At 46.9% G+C, this 15,869-nt stretch carries 10 protein-coding genes; 6 read left to right on the top strand and 4 right to left on the bottom strand.

The genetic code is table 11. The annotated features are described in order from the left end of the window. Positions 1 to 128 precede the first annotated feature (128 nt). From F752_RS0118250 to F752_RS0118240, 3 genes are all read left to right on the top strand, one after another. Entirely contained in the window at positions 129 to 1,034 is a 906-nt protein-coding gene (locus F752_RS0118250; RefSeq protein WP_017733195.1) for an IS982 family transposase, read from the top strand. A gap of 105 nt (positions 1,035 to 1,139) precedes the next feature. After that, positions 1,140 to 6,614 (top strand): T9SS type B sorting domain-containing protein, encoded by a 5,475-nt coding sequence (locus F752_RS0118245; protein ID WP_017733194.1) that lies wholly within the window; start codon positions 1,140 to 1,142, stop codon positions 6,612 to 6,614. A gap of 35 nt (positions 6,615 to 6,649) precedes the next feature. Then, positions 6,650 to 7,609 (top strand): PorP/SprF family type IX secretion system membrane protein, encoded by a 960-nt coding sequence (locus F752_RS0118240; RefSeq protein ID WP_152425202.1) that lies wholly within the window; start codon positions 6,650 to 6,652, stop codon positions 7,607 to 7,609. An 18-nt stretch (positions 7,610 to 7,627) separates the two neighbouring features. On the opposite strand, the gene F752_RS24545 is transcribed toward F752_RS0118240, so the two are convergent. Continuing rightward, complete coding sequence (locus tag F752_RS24545; RefSeq protein ID WP_017733192.1) at positions 7,628 to 8,497, bottom strand: phosphatase PAP2 family protein; 870 nt, start codon at positions 8,495 to 8,497, stop codon at positions 7,628 to 7,630. Between the two features lie 302 nt (positions 8,498 to 8,799). On the opposite strand from F752_RS24545, the gene mnmH reads away from it, so the two are divergent. The 3 genes from mnmH to F752_RS0118220 are packed head-to-tail and all read left to right on the top strand — an operon-like array spanning position 8,800 to position 11,489. Further along, on the top strand, positions 8,800 to 9,840 hold the full coding sequence (gene mnmH / locus F752_RS0118230) for a tRNA 2-selenouridine(34) synthase MnmH (RefSeq protein ID WP_040664859.1): 1,041 nt from the start codon (positions 8,800 to 8,802) through the stop codon (positions 9,838 to 9,840). Further along, positions 9,822 to 10,853 (top strand): selenide, water dikinase SelD, encoded by a 1,032-nt coding sequence (selD, locus tag F752_RS0118225; RefSeq protein WP_017733189.1) that lies wholly within the window; start codon positions 9,822 to 9,824, stop codon positions 10,851 to 10,853. Before mnmH ends, selD begins: the two co-directional genes overlap by 19 nt. A 12-nt stretch (positions 10,854 to 10,865) precedes the next feature. Continuing rightward, positions 10,866 to 11,489 carry a hypothetical protein gene (locus F752_RS0118220; RefSeq protein WP_152425201.1) on the top strand — a complete coding sequence of 208 codons (624 nt, stop codon included), beginning with the start codon at positions 10,866 to 10,868 and terminating at the stop codon, positions 11,487 to 11,489. On the opposite strand, the gene F752_RS0118215 is transcribed toward F752_RS0118220, so the two are convergent. From F752_RS0118215 to F752_RS25875, 3 genes are all read right to left on the bottom strand, one after another. Further along, complete coding sequence (locus tag F752_RS0118215; protein ID WP_017733187.1) at positions 11,467 to 13,698, bottom strand: peptidase domain-containing ABC transporter; 2,232 nt, start codon at positions 13,696 to 13,698, stop codon at positions 11,467 to 11,469. The two genes, F752_RS0118220 and F752_RS0118215, sit on opposite strands and share 23 nt — an antisense overlap. A gap of 43 nt (positions 13,699 to 13,741) precedes the next feature. Continuing rightward, positions 13,742 to 14,905, bottom strand: coding sequence for an HlyD family secretion protein (locus F752_RS0118210; protein ID WP_017733186.1), 1,164 nt, complete (start codon positions 14,903 to 14,905; stop codon positions 13,742 to 13,744). Between the two features lie 245 nt (positions 14,906 to 15,150). Beyond that, positions 15,151 to 15,645, bottom strand: a complete 495-nt coding sequence (locus tag F752_RS25875; RefSeq protein ID WP_160164137.1) for a CPBP family glutamic-type intramembrane protease — start codon at positions 15,643 to 15,645, stop codon at positions 15,151 to 15,153. Between the last annotated feature and the right edge of the window lie 224 nt (positions 15,646 to 15,869).

Here is a 15,869-nt window from a genome sequence, read left to right as displayed (position 1 = left end):
TAACCTGAACTCGGGAATTGATTCTACGAATAGAGGGTCAAATACTTTAAATTCAGCATGATATAAAAAACAATAAGGCTAAAGGAAGGTGAAATATTTCCACATGTTTCACCTAAACCTTTAGCCTTATGTTTATCATAGATACTACTAAGATAGTGGAAGTGTTCTGCTTTATTGATGATTTTTGCAAAGAAGTTGAATCCTTTTATGCCCATCATCCACTTCCTAAGGGACTTGAAAAGAGGAAATCAGCAGCGGGAAGAAAACCTTCCCTTTCTGAGAGTGAGGTATTGACAATTCTGTTGCTTTATCATTTGTCTGGATTTAAATGTTTCGAGTACTACTACAAAAGATTGGTGCTGCAAGAGTTAAAGAGCTTTTTTCCTAAGGCAGTCTCTTATACGCAGTTTCTTTTTCTTGCCAGACAAGCTTGCTTTCACATCTTTCTGCTGGCTCATTATCGCTGTAGTCTTTCCTTAAGGACCCATCATTATTATGTAGATTCAAAGAAACTGCCCGTCTGTGACAACAGAAGAATCCATAGCAACAGAGTCTTTGAAGAGATAGCTAAAAGAGGAAGAGGCTCTACGGGTTGGTTTTATGGCTTAAAGCTGCATCTGGTTACCAACCAATATGGAGAATTGGTGCGTTTCCTCATTACTACTGCCAATGTAGCTGATAACAATCCAGAGGTGCTAAACTACCTCTTCAAAGGTCTTATAGGCAAATGCTATGGCGATAAAGGCTATTTAACTTCTTTACTGGAAGAACTGCTGGAAAAAGGAATACACCTAATCACCAAAGTCAGAAGAAATATGAAAAACATGCTCCTCACCATGCAGGATAAGCTTAACCTCTTGAAAAGAGGCTCCATTGAAGCCGTGAATGATATCCTGATGAGCGTTTGCGATATTGACCATTCCAGGCATAGAAATCCGCTCAATGCACTGGTACATATCTTCTCTGGATTGGCTGCTTACACCTTCCTGGACCATAAGCAGACTAGATTTAACCCCGCTAGGTTGGCCGCTTAATTCCCGAGTTCAGGTTATAATTACCTCTGGACCGATGCCAGCGGAAGCCTGCTTGCCACTACCCCCTCCTATACTGCCACAACAGTAGGCGAATACTTTCTGGAGGTGCGGAATGAAAACTACCCCGACTGTGCTCAGTTTATCGATTCAGTTACTGTCTTTTCTGATCTCATAATAAGTGCCGGTCCTGACCAGGAGGTATGTGCGCCCGGACCGGCTCAGCTAAACGGCTCCGTAATCGGAGCCAGCGGCGGCATATGGAGCGGGGGAGCCGGTACATTTACGCCGGATAGAACTACTCTTAATGCTCAATACACTCCTACGGCAGAAGAATTTGCCCGGGGCTCCCTTACCCTAACCCTCACCAGTACAGGCAATGGCAGTTGTACAGCGGTAAGCGACCAGCTTGTGCTTATGCTGCAGTCCGTTTTCGTTACCATCGACGCTCCCGCCCTTTTATGCGACGGCGCCACCACTTCACTTTCTGCCACGCCGCAGGGCGGTGAGGCTCCCTACCAGTACAAATGGAACACCGGAGAAAGCAGCCAGACCATCCTCAATAAAGGTGCAGGGACCTTTACCGTTAAAGTTACAGATGCAAATGGCTGTGCAGCCGAAAGTACACTTTCTATCAGGGAGGTTCCCGGACCTTCCGATCTTTCTGCCACCACCAAACCTTCTTCCTGCGGAAGAGCCAATGGAGGTATTAGCGTTACAACCGTTAGCAACGGCACTGCCCCGTATACCTATAGCATCGACGGCACCAACTTCCAGAGCAGCACCACTTTTGAAGGATTGCTCGCCAAAAGCTATTCTGTAACCGTGAAAGATGCCAACGGCTGTACCTTCGCCAAGCAGGTGGTTGTCGATGATATTGCCGGTCCATCGGATTTGAGTGCAGCAATTCTTCCCAGCACCTGTGGAGGCAATAATGGGGAAATAACGATTAAAGGCGTTAGCGGAGGCACCGCTCCCTTCAGCTATTCCATTAATGGAACCACTTTCCAGAGCGGAGCCAGCTTTAGCAACCTCCTTGCCGGCAGCTATACTACCATGGTAAAAGATGCCAACGGTTGTATATTTAGCAAAGAAGTGGTACTGAATGATATTGCCGGCCCGACTGCCGCTACTGCCTCCACACAACCGGCAAGCTGTAACAATAACGACGGAAGTATAACCATAACAGCTGTTCAAGGGGGCACTGCTCCTTTTTCCTATAGCCTCGGCGGTACTACCTATCAATCCACTGCCACTTTTAACCAGCTACCTTCAGGCACCTATGAAGTATGGGTGAAGGATGCCAATGGCTGTAGCCTGAGCGTTTCAGCCAAAGTAGCCAAAAGTGAGCCTACTGGTCTTACCACCACCACTAAACCCTCCACCTGTAGCGAGGCCAGTGGCGAAATCAGCATCAGCGGGGTAACAGGCGGCACCAGCCCTTATACCTACAGCATTGATGGCACCACTTTTCAGAGTGGCTCCACCTTTAGCGGCCTAATGAGTGGCAATTATACCCTTACCGTAAAAGATGCCCGTGGCTGTACCTTTTCCAAGCCACTCCTGCTCGAAGACCTTCCGGGGCCATTCAGCTTTTCCAGCACCACCGAACCCTCAACCTGTAGCAAGTCCAATGGCACTGTAAATATTACTTCAGTAAGCGGTGGAAGTGCTCCTTTTACCTATAGCAAAGACGGCACTACCTTCCAGACCGCTGCTACCTTTAGCGGACTACTGGCAGGCAAACACCAGCTTACCGTAAAAGATGCCAATGGCTGTACCTTTTCCAGAGAGGTAACAATGACTGACATCCCCGGCCCGGCAGACATTACCCACACCAGCCAGCCCGGCACCTGTGGAGACCCTAATGGCGAAATCAGAGCTCTTTCAGTAAGTGGCGGCACGGCTCCCTATACCTATAGTATCGACGGTACTACGTTCCAAACCTCAGCGGTCTTTACGGCCATCGCTGCCGGTGATTACTCGCTGATGGTAAAGGATGCCAATGGCTGTACGCTTACGGAAACTGTTACCGTAACGAATATTGCCGGCCCTGCGGACTTCTCAGCTACACTCGAGCCTTCCACCTGCGGCGATGCCAATGGAACTGTTACACTCCACTCGATAAGCGGCGGCACAGCTCCCTATAGCTATTCCGCCAACGGCAGCCTCTTTCAAAGCTCCCCTACCTTCTCCGGATTAATGGCAGGAACGTATACCTTCACGGTAAGGGACGCCAATGGCTGTAGCTATACCGAAGAAGTAGTGCTGAACAATTTGTCCGGTGCTACAGCTGTCGCCACCTCTTCCACGCCATCTTCCTGTATTACCGACGATGGTACGCTCACCGTAGATGGTGTAACAGGCGGCACAGCTCCCTATACCTACTCCATCGATGGAACCAGCTTCCAGATCGGCGCTACCTTTAGCGGGCTTGCTCCGGCAGAATACCTGCTATCGGTAAAGGATGCCAATGGTTGTACGGAACAGTTCCCTGTCACCATCATTACCAACGGCCCTACCGCTGCGGCACTTACCAGCACAAATGCCAGTTGCGGCTTAAATGACGGAATTATTTCGGTAGAGGCAGTTACCGCAGGCACGGCTCCATATACTTATTCCCTCGATGGCAGTAATTTCCAGGCAGAAACAAGCTTTAACGGACTTGCAGCCGGCTCTTATACCCTCACCATCAAAGATGCAAAAGGATGTATACTGGTACTGAACCAGAACATCAGCAACATTGGCGGAGCAGATGATTTTACCAGAACTGTTACAGATGAAAGCTGCGGCAACAGCAACGGTCAGCTTGTCATCAGCAACATTAATGGTGGCACCGCTCCTTTTACCTTCAGTATCGATGGTACCAACTATCAGGAAAATGCCAGCTTTAGCGGCCTTGCCGAGGGCATTTACCAGCTAAGGGTGAAAGATGCGAACGGCTGTATCACCATCCAGAGCGATACGATTATCAACCATCCGGCTCCCAATGGACTTACCTTCTCCAGCCAGCCTTCTACCTGCGGCAATAGCAATGCAGCAGTGACCATCCATACCGTAAGTGGAGGAACTGCTCCCTTTACCTACAGTATCGATGGCGTTAATTTCCAGAAAACAGCTACCTTTTCAGCCATTGCAGCCGGGGATTATTCCGTTTGGGTGAAAGATGCCAACGGCTGTACGTATGCTGAGGAGATGAGGGTTGAGAACATTGCAGGCCCCGAAAGCTTCACCACCACCGCCACTGCAGCTACCTGTAGCGAACCGAATGGCCAGCTCAGCATTCAGTCCGTCAGTGGGGGCATCAGTCCTTATACCTACTCCCTCGATGGCAGCAACTTCCAGACCTCCGGCACTTTTTACGAATTGGTAGCAGGCAGTTATTCTGTTACAGTAAAAGACGCCAATGGCTGTACCGTAGTGCAGGAAATAGGGGTGGAAAATATTGCCGGACCGGAAAGTATTGCCTTGAGCACAGTTCCGGCCACCTGTGCCGATAATAACGGAAGCGTTAATGCCTCTTCCGTAACAGGCGGCACAATGCCTTATACCTACAGCCTCGATGGCACCAATTTCCAGAGTGATTCCTATTTCAGCGGATTAGCCTCGGGCGATTATACCCTTTGGGCAAAAGATGCCAATGGATGTACCGTAAGTGCGGCCTTCCGGATTGAAAAAAATGAACCGACAGACTTAATCGTCCGCCTGCAGCCTTCCAGCTGTAGCAACGCCAATGGCTCCATCACCGTCGAAGAAGTAATAGGCGGAAGCATGGCCTACAGCTTTGCCCTCGGCGGCGGAACTTTCCAGACAACCCCTGCTTTCGAAGGGCTCATGGCCGGTACCTATACGCTCCGGGTGAAAGATGCCAACGGCTGTATATATGCCGAACAGGTTGTATTGGGAGATAAGCCTGGTCCTTCAGATTTTACTGCAACGCCTACAGCCTCTACCTGTGGAGAGGCCAATGGCAGCATTAGCATCGGGAACATTGCTGGTGGAACGGCTCCTTTTACTTACTCCATCGATGGCAGCAGTTTCCAGTCTTCCGAAACCTTTAATGGCTTAATTGCCGACACCTATACGGTTTGGGTAAAAGATGCCAACAGCTGCACCGCCAGTATGGAAGTGGCCCTCGACAATACAAAAGGCCCGGCTGAAATGTCTTTCAGTACCCTGTCCTCTACCTGTAGCGAAAGCAATGGCGAAATTGCTGTTACGAATGTCAGCGGCGGCACGGCCCCTTATACTTACAGTATCGATGGCACCAACTTCCAGGAAGCGGCAACCTTTACTGGTATCCCCGCAGGTGAATATACCCTCATGCTCAAAGATGCGAATGGCTGTACCCTTTCAGAAGCGGTTACTGTATCAAATATTGCCGGCCCGACAATCATGGACGTCAGTGCGACAGCCTCTTCCTGTAGTGAAAATAATGGTACTGTTACCATCAATGGAGTGAGTGGTGGCACCAGCCCATACACTTACGCTATCGACGGTACCAGCTTCCAGACCTCAGGAAGCTTCACTGGATTGTTCCCCGGAAATTATACAGCCACCGTAAAAGATACGAATGGCTGTACCTACAGTAAAAAGATTGTGGTAGAAGATGTTGCAGGACCTAGCTCCTTCGATTACACAACGGAGCCAGTAAGCTGTAATGGTAGCGACGGCACCCTTACGATTACTGGAGTGGAAGGAGGCCTCAGCCCTTACACTTACTCCCTCGATGGCACCAATTTCCAGGCTGCCGTTACCTTTAGCGGATTGAGCAGCAGCCCTTATACCCTCTTCATAAAAGATGCCAATGGATGCCTCCTGAGCCAGGAAGTTATTGTTCCCGAAACCGCTACCGGTCTGAGTGAGCTTCGCCACCCAAGCTGCTATGGCGAAAGTGATGGCCGAATTGCACTTATCACAACCGGAGAAACCGGACAAACTGCTTACAGCATCGATGGCGGGCAAACTTTCCAGAAGGAAAGCTCCTTTACCAGCCTACCCCAGGGAGAATATACAATTACCGTAAAATTCTCGGCCAACTGCACAACTACCGTAGGGCCCTTTACTCTGAACCAGCCTGATAGCCTTACGGCGGTTATCTCGACTACTAAAAAAGCAACAGGTGACCAAGCCAATGGAAGTATTGTAGTAAGCAATATTGAAGGAGGCTCCAGCCCCTATACCCTGCAGCTCGATGGAGGAGTATTCGGTAAAGATACCCTCTTCTCGGGTCTTAGCGGAGGTGCGCACTCCTTAACTATCCGTGATGTAAGTGGCTGTGAAAACACTATTTCCTTTACCGTTGAAAGTATTCTTGATATAGAGATTCCGGACACCTTTACCCCTAATGGCGATGGTATTAACGACCGCTGGGCGCTCCGTAACCTGTCAGTATTATACCCACTAAATAAAGTGATGGTGTATAACCGTTGGGGCGCTCCGGTTTTTGAATCTGCCGGCTATGCAAAAGAATGGGAAGGCACCCACAACGGAAAGAGCCTCCCCGATGGCACCTATTATTTCGTCATTTACCTGAATGAAACAGAGCAACCACTAAAAGGCGCTGTCACCATTATGCGCTAACTGGGCCTCATTAAATTGAAGATGAAATGGAAACAATGAAGAAATATATACTACTGCTCTTTCTCTTTAGCCTTGCCGGTGGAGCCATGGCTCAGCAAACCAGTCTCTACAGCCAGTACATGAATAACTATTACCTGCTGAACCCTGGCGTAACTGGGCTCCAAAAAGACCTTCTGTTAAAGGCTGGCTACCGCAATCAGTGGACGGGCTTCGAAGGTGCCCCTAAAACCTATTACCTGAGCGGGCATGCTTCCCTGCAGCAGGGAGGGCGCAGAAGCTACTCCCTTTCAAAAGCTTACCACGCCGCTGGAGGTTATCTATTCAGCGATGAGGCAGGGCCAAACAACCGCACCGGAGTTTTACTCTCTTATGCGTACCACCTCCCCCTGAGCAGCAAATTTTCCAATTCGTTAGGCATTACAGCCGGGGTGCAGCAATATGCCTTCGATGTAAACAAGGTTCACCTGGCAGACTATTCAAACCACCTCGACCCTGTTACCAGCGGTGGAAGTAAATCATCTGTTTTGCCTGACCTCAGCCTGGGTTATTATTTATATTCAAAAGAATTCTTTGCCGGCGTTTCCTTACTACAGGCTTTGGGCGGGAAAATATTCTCTTACGAAGAGCTGGAAAATATAGCACATAATAAACTGTACCGCCATCTTTTTCTTTCTACCGGCTACTCTTTTGCTGTTAATAAAGAGTTTACGGTCAGTCCTTCGGTGTTGGTAAAGTACACCAACGCGGCTCCCTGGCAGGCAGACTTTAATGTACGCGGCCTCTATACATTTAACGACAGAAGAGGAGCCTCCCTCGACGACCAGCTGTGGGCAGGTATTTCCTATCGCACACAGGATGCCATCGTCGGACTGTTTGGTCTGCAGTTTATGGAAAGATACTCTCTGGCCTATTCTTATGACTTTACGCTATCTTCTATCCGCCACCACAGCGCGGGCTCGCATGAAATTACCCTCGGCTATCAGCTAAAGCTGTAAACAGGAACGAAGAACAGTTTAAAAATTCAGCGTCAGCCGCATTCCGCCGGGGAGAGGCTGTATATTCAGGGCCACGTCGTCCGGCAGCTGGTAGCGGTGCAGGTGTGGGATGAGCAGCCCTGTGCCAGCCCCCATTACAAACCCCACCAGTATATCCGAAGGAAAATGATTGCCTGAAGTATAGCGCCAGTAGCCGATGGTGCCGGGTATCAGCACTGCCCCTGACCAGGCCACCCATTTCCATGCTGGCCGCTCTGCATAGCGGTCGACCATGTAGGCGGTTAAAAAAGAAAAGGCCGCCGAGGTAGACACATGGCCCGAAAAGAAGGAGTGTCGTGCATCCAGCGTAAGCTTATCGCCCAGCGGCACATTAGGATTGTAGCTGTAAGGCCGCTTTCGCATAAAAAGGCCCTTACTGATGCTGGTGAGTCCGCCAATCATGGCAGCGGTTTCGGCATACATGATGAGAACCGGCCCAAACTCCTGCCGTACAGAACGTGAGGCCAGCACAGAAAAAGGAGCAATGGCGCTGGCGGTAAGCAAAATGTCACTCAGCCTGGCATCGGAGTCGCGGTACTGGCGGGTAGCTCCCCTGTCAAAAGCATTTACATCTGCCGGATCAAGAGCCGCTATCTGTGCCTCTGTTAATGGATCTACCGACTCCATCAGCAGGTAACCTCCCGCAGCTGCCAGTCCACTTCCGGCCAGTATAGGAAGGTCTTTCTTTAAGCTGAATTCAAAGACCGGGCCGGGATCCAGAACCGGCTCCTGAAAAGATTCTTCAGGGGTTTGAATAGAATCTGCTGCAAAATTCTCCTGAGCGGCCAGTGGGTGGGCCATGCCGGCCAGCATTATCCAGAAATATACAATTAGCTGTATGTTCTTCATGTAACGAATCCTTCTTATTTAACAGTTTGATAAATAGTAAAGACAGCCGCAAAAACTGCTGTGGCTTACCATTGCCATTGCTGAAAGCTAGGGCAGAAGAAAGTTTTTTGCAAGGAAATCCTTACTTCCTCCTCTTTATCAACAGAACAGTCCTCTCCGGAAAGGGTTTGATCAGGAGGGTTTTTACCAGGTGCCGGAATCAATAAAATAGCCTTTCCTGTTGAAAGAAATCAGTTTTGGCCCTTCCAAGTTCTCAGCTTTTAATAGAGAAACATCAGCAAAACTGTTGTACCTTTAAGTTCGTGAAAAAAAGCCCCGCCATCGATATAACAGACTTTCTGGAGCTCCGGAAGGCCGGAAACCCGGTTATTGACGTCCGCTCACCGGCAGAGTTCGAGGCCGGACATATACCGGGGGCCTGTAACATTCCCCTGTTCAGCAATAAAGAGCGGGCAGAAATTGGTACTCTCTATAAGCAACAGGGGCAGGAGGCAGCCATTTTGCGCGGCCTGGAAATTGTTGGCCCCAAAATGGCCGACTTCGTACGCCAGGCAAAAGCCCTTCCGTTTAAAAATCAGCTACTGGTACATTGCTGGCGCGGAGGCATGCGGTCGGGCAGCTTCGGCTGGCTCCTGAATACGGCAGGTCTCCCGGCGGCTACCCTCACTGGCGGCTATAAGAGCTACCGCAACCACCTGCTCGACTTCTTCGGCACTGCTTTCTCGCTCCTGATTTTAACCGGCGGTACCGGCAATGGCAAAACTGAGCTGCTGCACCACCTTCAACAAAAGGGGGAGCAGGTAATAGACCTTGAAGGACTGGCACACCATAAAGGTTCAGTTTTTGGGGGAATGGGACAACAGGAGCAGCCCAGCTCCGAGCAGTTTCAGAATGAACTGTTTTTACAGATGAAGGAGATGGACATCAGCCGGCCCATCTGGCTCGAAGATGAGTCCATCAGCCTCGGTAATGTTTTCATTCCGCACCCACTCTGGAACCAGCTGCGGAGAGCGCCCCTTGTAAGAGTGGAGCTGGCCCTGCCTTTACGTATTGAGCGCCTGGTACGGGAGTATGGAAATTTTCCGCCCCAAATGCTGGCAGAGGCCATAGAAAAGCTGGGCAAGCGCCTGGGCGGACAGCATGCCAAAGCAGCCCTGGAGGCCCTGCAGCAAAATAATCTGACCGAAGTGGCCGCCATCCTGTTAGTGTATTACGACAAGGCCTACCAGCAGGGCATCGATAAGCGGAAGGAGCTCCTTTGTTACGAAGCAGCATATGATTTTTTTGACCCCGAAGCAATTTCGGAAGATATTTTAAAGCACGTATGGAAAACATCAAACTAACTCAATACAGCCATGGCGCCGGCTGCGGCTGTAAAATATCGCCGGCAGTACTCGACGAAATCCTTAATAAGCAGGCCCACCAGCAGGAGTTTAAGCAGCTGCTCGTAGGCAACCATTCCAACGACGATGCCGCCGTGTACGATATGGGCAATGGCACTGCCACCATCAGCACCACCGACTTTTTTATGCCTATTGTGGACGATCCGGAAGATTTTGGCGGTATTGCCTCCGTTAATGCCATAAGCGATGTATATGCCATGGGCGGCAGTCCCCTCATGGCCATTGCTATTCTGGGGTGGCCGGTAAACAAAATCCCCTCTTACGTTGCCGCAAAGGTCCTGGATGGCAGCCGCAGGGCCTGCGCCGAGGCCGGTATTCCGCTGGCAGGCGGCCACAGCATTGACTCTCCCGAGCCCATTTTCGGACTGGCGGTCACCGGAACTGTCGACATACGTAATCTTAAAAAGAACGATACTGCACAGGAAGGCGATTACCTCTTCCTGACCAAGAAACTGGGCATCGGCATTATTACCACCGCCCAAAAGAAAGGCATTGTACAGGAAGCCCACCTTGCGGAAGCCCGGCAGTCGATGCTCACCCTTAACCGTATTGGTGAAAAGCTGGGCACTTTTCCTTATGTGCACGCCCTCACCGATGTAACCGGCTTTGGCCTGCTGGGCCACCTTACCGAAATGTGCGAAGGCAGTCGTTTGTCGGCCGAAATAAACTTTGAAGAGATACCTCGCTTCGATTTCTTAGACGAGTATGTGGCTCAGAAAAGCATGCCCGGCGGTACGCAGCGCAACTGGGACAGCTATGGGTCTAAAATCAGTGAAATCAGCGACTACCAACGCAGTATTCTGGCTGACCCACAAACCAGCGGCGGCCTTTTACTAGCGGTATCAGAGGATAAAGTGGAAGAATTCCACCAGAAAATGCTGGCCAATGGCTTTGACCTGCAGCCCTTCGGCCGTATGGTGCCACGGAGAGCGAAGATTGTGGAGGTGAGCTAAGCTTTAGCGGAAGTGAAATTCGAGTTAAAATTATATTCCCAGGTTCGGGCTTTATGTTTGGTGCTCGGGCTATTTTCCATCAATGCTTCCGTGGCTTATTATTCCCAAAGCATTTTGCTGGTACTCAGCCTGATGGCAGCTTTCCTGGTCTTTCTCTACAAGTACTTTTATAAACTGATTTGTTACAGAAGAACAGTTATTCTGGAAGAGGAATATTTTCAGGTGGTAGAAACCTATACAAAGGTTTCTTATGAAAATCTGAAGTGGTTCAGAATCGAAAGCGGAAAATTAAACTCCAGACTTGTGTTGGGTGTATTAGGAGGCAAGAATGTTTCCTTTACTTTCAGAAATGATAACATGGACTATATTCTCTTCCGCAATGCCCTTTTCAGGAAAATTATCGCTAGAAACAGGCATATTAGCAATTATTGCCAACATGCTTCCTGGCCGAAGCTGGCAGGTATCCTTGTTTTAGGGCTTTTGCTGATTGCTCCGGTTGTTATTATCCGGTTTAAAGAATGGGAGGTACTTATGGGGTACTTCTTGTTTGCTGCCTCTGCCACACCTTTCCTGTTTGATATTTTCGTAAGAGGCAACAAACCGCTGGAGTATTTCATTGAGGAAGTTTCGGAGTAGCCGCAGATGAAAAGTCATTGGTGTCTGTGATAAGCTGCTTCTCAAAAGTAAACTCTCCCATCATCGGAAATTGTTGCTTCCATAGATTATGGTAAATGCCTTTCCGTCTGATTAAATCATGATGGTTTCCTTCTTCCACCAACCTCCCCTTTTCCAAGACACAAATTTTATCGGCATTATACACGGTGCTTAGTCGGTGTGCGATCAAAATAATGGTCTTATTTCTCTCACGTAAAAGGTTAATAGTCTTTTGCACATATTGCTCAGAGCTGGAATCAAGGGAAGAGGTCGCTTCATCGAGAATTAATATTTCCGGTTCCTGATATAAAGCCCGGGCAATAGCCACCCGCTGTTTCTGCCCTCCGGATAAGGAGGTGCCATTTTCCCCTAAATAGGTATTAAAACCATTCGGAAGGCTTTCGATAAACTCCATAATCCCCAATTGGGTACAAATCCCTATTATCTTTTTAACATCCGGTTCAAACTCCCCTACTGCAATATTTTCAATAACATTTCCTGCAAATAAGTCAATCTTTTGCGGCACCACACTTACAAGCCCTCTAAGGCTATCGTTAGAGATATATTTGGTAGAATAATCCCCAATAAAAATATCTCCTCCATTTATGGGATAAATATTTTGTAATAAAGACATCAGGGTAGTCTTTCCAGACCCACTCTCCCCAACAATAGCAGTGATTTTCCCTTTCGGTAATTTCAAATTGAGCGATTCGAAAACATCTGCCCGTGAGCCATATCTGAATTTGACGTCTTTAAATTTAATATCGCCCAACATGTCTTTTGTCATTTTCACTTTATTCTCTTCCGACTCCCGCTCCAGGTCCATGAGTTCGAACAGGCGGTCACCGGCTATTACAGCATCCTGTATGGTTCTATTCATCCCAATCAGGCTGCTTGCCGGGCCTGTAAAATAGCCGATAATGGCATAAAAAGATAAAAGCTCACCGGGGGTAATTTCTCTTTCCATTACAAAATAAGAGCCCGCCCAAAGCAGGATAATGGTAAAGAGCCGGGAAACAAATTCAGACGAATTGGATGAGAAAACTGAATTTTTACCGGAGGTATAAACGGTTTTCAGGAGCTTGATAAAACGTGTTTCGGTTTTAATATTTGCAAAAGATTCAAGGCCGAACCTTTTGATCGTGCCCACTGAATTGAGCGATTCGACCAGCTGAGATTCCAGGTCGGCGGCATTCTCCATCACACTTCGCTGGGTTTTCTTATTGAGCCTGTTGGTGATGTAATAAATGAGGCTGTAAACAGGAATAATCGCCAGCATTATAAGAGCCAGCTTCCAGTAATACAGGAACATGAGGCCAAAGGAAAAAATAACGATAGATACGTTTACTGCCAGGTTAATAGATACATCATTAATAAATGCCCTTATTTTAACCGCATCATTTACTCTGGAAATGATCTCCCCCACCCTCATTGTATCAAAGAATTGCTGCGGGAGCTTTAACAGGTGCTTATAATACCCTAAAATCAACTGGGCATCAATCTTCTGACCAGTTTTGAGAGTGAAGATTGTTTTCATTACCCCCAGGAATACCTGCATCAGCAGCAAAATGAGCATTACTACACTCAAAAGGTTCAGCAGGTTTTCGTTACCTCCAATAAATACGTGATCCACAATTTTCTCCACATAAATAGCAGTGGATAAGCCCAGGAGCGTATAGATACAGGCTCCAAATAGTGCCTGTAGCATAATAGTTTTATGTGGTTTAATAAGGAACCAGAAGCGCCTTCCTACCGATACCTTTTCGTTCCCCTTTTTAAAAGTTTCGTTCGGTGCCAGTAAAATCAGTACCCCTGTCCACTGCTTTTTAAAATCCTCGTGAAGAATTTTATGTATCTTCCCGTCCCCCGGATCCATAACATGGATGTACTTCTTATCGGCCTTGTAAATGACCACAAAGTGCTGCAGCACTTCTTTGACTATGATGTGAGCAATAGCTGGGGTCGGGATCTTAAAAAGGCTGTCGAAGGTGCCTTTTACTCCCTTAGCAGTAAAGCCGATTTTGCCGGCAGCCTCTATCATCCCCAGCACATTGGTGCCTTTTTTATCGGTAGAAGCCAATTGCCTGATTCTGGCAATTGGCAGGTTACATTTATAATGAGCGACGATAGAAGCAAGGCAGGCGGCACCGCAATCGGTAATATCGTGTTGTTTGATTTTTATCTTTCTCATTCACAACTATCTTTCTTTCTCGTATGCAGAACTTCTTTAGTTTCTATCCTCTTGCCGGATTCAGCCAGTCATCCACATTATCGTAGAGGAGCTGGAAAAGGCTTCTTTCTGTTACAATAAAGCGGCTTTTCACAGTCATGCCTTTTTTGAGCTTTCCTTTGTACCCATTCTTCAGTTGAAGAAAGGTTTTGTCCAGGACACACTTTATTTTAAAAACCGGTTGATTTTCAACAACTTGAATATCATTTGAAATATCAATAATTCTTCCTGTAACAATTCCCCACTGGTTATAATCAAACGCATCTATCTGAAACTTTGCCGGAATGCCTGAATAAATCAATCCAATGTCTGCCGGACTAATGTAGGATTCTACAATTAAACTGGTGTCAGGCGATATTTCAGCAATAGGCTGGTTAGCAGCAATAAAACTTCCGGGGTAGAGGCCTGAAAAGTTTTGAATCGTTCCGGACATGGGGGCCTTAACTATATATTTTTCTTTTTCTTTAAAAAGCTGCCTGAGTTTTCCTTCCAGATCCTCCGCTTCCAACCGATAACGCAACAGATCCGACTGCCATCTGCCTGCCTGCTCTTCGGCAATAGATTTAAGTTGAGAGGCCGCTTGTTTTAGCTCGAACTTCCTGTCTTCAAACTCCACCGCTGCAATTACCTTTGCCTCGTATAACTGCTGATCCCTTTCGAAGGCACGCTGTACTTTTGTATAGCGGTTATTAGCTTCATTTAATTGTTGTTTAAACTGCTCGAAAGACTGCCTATAGATTGCCGTTTGAAAAGAACCGATAGCTGTAAATGAAGAGTTTTGGATTGCAATAATCAACATACCTAAATCTGCCTTCATTTCAGCAAGTTCGTTGAGGCGATTCTGATGGTAGGCCAGCTGCTCATCCACTACCGGGGAGGAAATTGTAAATAGCTCCTGTCCTTCGGTGACAGGTTCATTATTTGTAATACTTAAAGAGAGGATATTGCCAGAAACCGGGGCAGCCACTTTATTTACTTCCAGGCTAGGGCGGATAATCCCTGCACTTTTTACACTTACATCTACCTTAATGAAGGGCAGGGCTACAAGAGCACCTATAATAAAGGCCAGAATGGCAATATAAATGACCTTACTGGTAGTAGAGTTCTCAGCAAAATGCTGCTCTGTGCTAAACTCAATTATTTCTTTTGGAAAGAGTGGTGTGGGCATAACATTTAAGAATTCGTTGAATTAGAAGCTAGCTTTATATTTGAGAACATATTCTTGCAATATTAACAACCAGTGGATGTACCCCATATAATTAAGTATCCCGTTCTCTGCAAATTGTCAGCAAGCTAAGGCCTCATCTCCTTCTAACTACATGATTTACATGATAAACAGACTCTGTTCTCCCATAAACTCTTCCTTTTTCCCTTTCGCTTCAGTTTGCTGAACTTACTGTCTTTGCAAAAGCTTCAGTTCTGTATATAGTGATTGAATATAAAAGAGAATGTATTGACAAGTGCGTGAATTACAAATACGAAGAAAAAAGCATTATTACCTTTTGCTTTAAAAAGAATATATGATAAAGCTAATATAAAGCCCGGAATTAAGGCAAAAACAATATATACATCAGAATAAGAATGGGCATAGGCAAATAAACCTGCGGAAATGGCAAGAGGTAAAAACTGGCTGTTCTTGAAAAATATTTTAATTATTTCAATTACTAGAAATTGAAATAAAAAAGTTTCTACAATTGGTCCTAATACTGCAACAATGATAAACGTAAGTTCAGGAGTCAAACCCTCTAAACCTTCAGTTTTTATCTCGGTTTCTGAGAATAAACTAAAGACTATAGGAGATATTACATTATAGAAAATAGAAACTATTACTGCAACAACTATTATTAACCAAGTCTGGTACCTTTTTAGGTTATGTATAAATGCATTGAACAAACTTGATTCACGCATGCAGGACAGCTTGAGTCTTAATTTGGATACATTTAGCAACATTAGTTTGTATAATAAGGTCAGCGAATATTTACTATACTCGAGCAACCTTTTGCTCGAGTATAGTAAATTAATAAGGCCAGGAGATTATTAAATCAGATTCATTTAAAAAACTTAGCCTTGGTAATTGTATTTAGTGGACCCCAAGCTTAGGACAGCTTTCTTTGAATTTTAATTGAATTAAG

It is taken from the genome of Nafulsella turpanensis ZLM-10 (assembly GCF_000346615.1).
GTDB classification, from domain to species: Bacteria; Bacteroidota; Bacteroidia; order Cytophagales; family Cyclobacteriaceae; genus Nafulsella; species Nafulsella turpanensis.
This window is presented reverse-complemented; position numbering and strand designations above follow the sequence as displayed.